This window comes from Rhodovibrio sodomensis (assembly GCF_016583645.1).
Taxonomy (GTDB): domain Bacteria; phylum Pseudomonadota; class Alphaproteobacteria; order Kiloniellales; family Rhodovibrionaceae; genus Rhodovibrio; species Rhodovibrio sodomensis.
The window spans coordinates 1-2,526 of record NZ_NRRL01000225.1; the positions used below are offsets into that span (position 1 = coordinate 1).

The 2,526-nt window shown below is 71.1% G+C and carries 2 protein-coding genes; both read left to right on the forward strand.

What is annotated here, in order from left to right:
- Window positions 1-1,280: ferredoxin:protochlorophyllide reductase (ATP-dependent) subunit N (locus CKO28_RS27220; RefSeq protein ID WP_207168957.1), on the forward strand; the 1,280-nt coding region annotated here is incomplete at its 5' end.
- 5 nt (window positions 1,281-1,285) lie between these two features.
- Window positions 1,286-2,526 (forward strand): ferredoxin:protochlorophyllide reductase (ATP-dependent) subunit B (bchB, locus tag CKO28_RS27225; RefSeq protein WP_200344610.1); only part of this gene is annotated, 1,241 nt, incomplete at its 3' end.

Consider the following 2,526-nt stretch of genomic DNA (forward strand, 5'->3'; position numbering starts at 1 on the left):
TCCCCGCGAGCGGCTGCAACGACAGCCGGGTGATCAAGCAGCGGGGTCAGCACGAGGTATTTTGCGGGCTGACCGGGATCATCTGGCTGCACCGCAAGATCCAGGACGCGTTCTTTCTGATCGTGGGCTCGCGGACCTGCGCGCACCTGATCCAGTCGGCGGCCGGGGTGATGATCTTCGCCGAGCCGCGGTTCGCCACGGCGGTGATGGAGGAGGGCGATCTGGCCGGGATGAAGGACGCCAACGAGGAGCTGGACCGGGTGGTCGGCCAGGTCCTGGCGCGCCGGCCGGACGTCAAGATGCTGTTCCTGGTCGGCTCCTGCCCGTCGGAGGTGATCAAGCTCGACCTGTCCAAGGCGGCGGAGCGCTTGAGCAAGCAGTACGCGCCGGACGTGCGGATCCTGAACTATTCGGGCAGCGGCATCGAGACGACCTTCACCCAGGGCGAGGACAACTGCCTGGCGGCGATGGTCCCCGACCTGCCGGCCCAGGAGCTGGCCGGGACCCAGCAGGACGAACTGCTGGTGGTCGGCTGCCTGGCGGACATCGTCGAGGACCAGCTCAAGCGCACCCTGGACGCCCTCGGCGTCGCGCCCGTGCGCTTCCTGCCGCCGCGCAGCGCCGAGGACCGCCCGCCGGTCGGGCCCAACACCAAGTACCTCTTGGCCCAGCCGTTTTTGGGCGAGACCGCCAAGGCGCTGGAGGACCGCGGCGCCACCCGCCTGGACGCGCCGTTCCCGCTGGGCGCGGAGGGCACCACCGCCTGGCTGCAGGCGGCCGCCGACCACTGGGGCGTCGACGCCGACACCTTCGAGACCGCGGTCGCGCCCGCGCGCAAGCGCGCCCGGACGGCGGTGGCGCACTACCGCGACCAGCTGGCGGGCCAGCGGATCTTCTTCTTCCCGGACAGCCAGCTGGAGCTGCCGCTGGCGCGCTTCCTGGCGCGCGAGTGCGGCATGGTCCCGGTCGAGGTCGGCACGCCGTACCTGCACGGCCAGCACATGGCGCGCGAGGTCGCCTGGCTGCGCGCGGGCGACAACGGCGGCCCGCGCTTGAGCGAGGGGCAGGACGTGGAGAAGCAGCTCGACCGCTGCTACGCGGACGGCCCCGACATGGTGGTCTGCGGGCTGGGGCTGGCGAACCCGCTGGAGGCGCAGGGGATCACCACCAAGTGGTCGATCGAGCTGCTGTTCACCCCGATCCAGGGCTACGAGCAGGCCAAGGACCTGGCCGAACTGTTCGCCCGCCCGTTCGACCGCAAGACGCGGCTGAAGGTGTAGCGGCCATGCAGCTGACCGTCTGGACCTACGAGGGGCCGCCGCACGTGGGGGCGATGCGCGTCGCCACCGGCATGACCGGCGTGCACTACGTGCTGCACAGCCCGCAGGGCGACACCTACGCCGACCTCCTGTTCACCATGATCGAGCGCCGCGACCACCGGCCGCCGGTGACCTACACCACCTTCAAGGCGCGCGACCTGGGCTCGGACACGGCGGAATTGTTCTCCAAGGCGGCCAAGGACGCCTACGAGCGGTTCCGGCCGCAGGCGATGCTGGTCGGCTCGTCGTGCACCGCCGAATTGATCCAGGACGATCCGGGCGGGCTGATGAGCGCCCTCGACCTGCCGATCCCGGTGGTGCCGCTGGAGCTGCCGGCCTACCAGCGCAAGGAGAACTGGGGCGCGGCGGAGACCTTCTACCAGCTGGTCCGCGGCCTGATCGGGCGCAACGACGGCGCGACGCCGGCCGGCAGCCCGGCGGGCGAACGCCCGCGGGCGAACATCCTGGGCGCGACGGCGCTGGGCTTCCGGCACCGCGACGACGTCGCCGAGATCACCCGGCTGCTGGACCGGCTGGGGATCGACGTCAACGTCGCCGCGCCGATGGGCGCGAGCCCGCACGACCTGCAGCGGATCCCGCAGGCCGACGTCAACATCCCGCTCTACCCCGAGGTCGCGGGCAACCTCGCGCGCTGGCTGACGCGCGAATGGAAGATGCCGCAGACCCAGACGATCCCCTACGGCGTCAACGCGACCCGGGAGTTCGTCCAGGAGGTCGCGGAGCTCTGCGGGGTCGATCCCCAGCCGGTCCTGGACGCGATGCCCACGCGGCTGCCCTGGTGGTCGCGCTCGGTCGACAGCAACTACCTGACCGGCAAGCGGGTGTTCGTGTTCGCCGACGGCACGCACGCGCTCGCCGCCGCGCGCGTCGCCCGGGAGGAGATGGGCTTCGAGGTGGTGGGGCTGGGCACCTACTCCCGCGAGTTCGGCCGGGAGGTGCGCGAGGCGGCGCAGGCCTATGGGCTCGAGGCGCTGGTCACCGACGACTACCTGGAGGTCGAGGCCAAGATCGCCGAGCTGCAGCCCGAACTGGTGCTGGGCACGCAGATGGAGCGCCACATCGCCAAGAAGTTCGGCATCGGCTGCGCGGTGATCTCCGCGCCGGTGCACGTGCAGGACTTCCCGGCGCGCTATTCCCCGGTGATGGGCTTCGAGGGCGCCAACGTGCTGTTCGACACCTTCGTCCA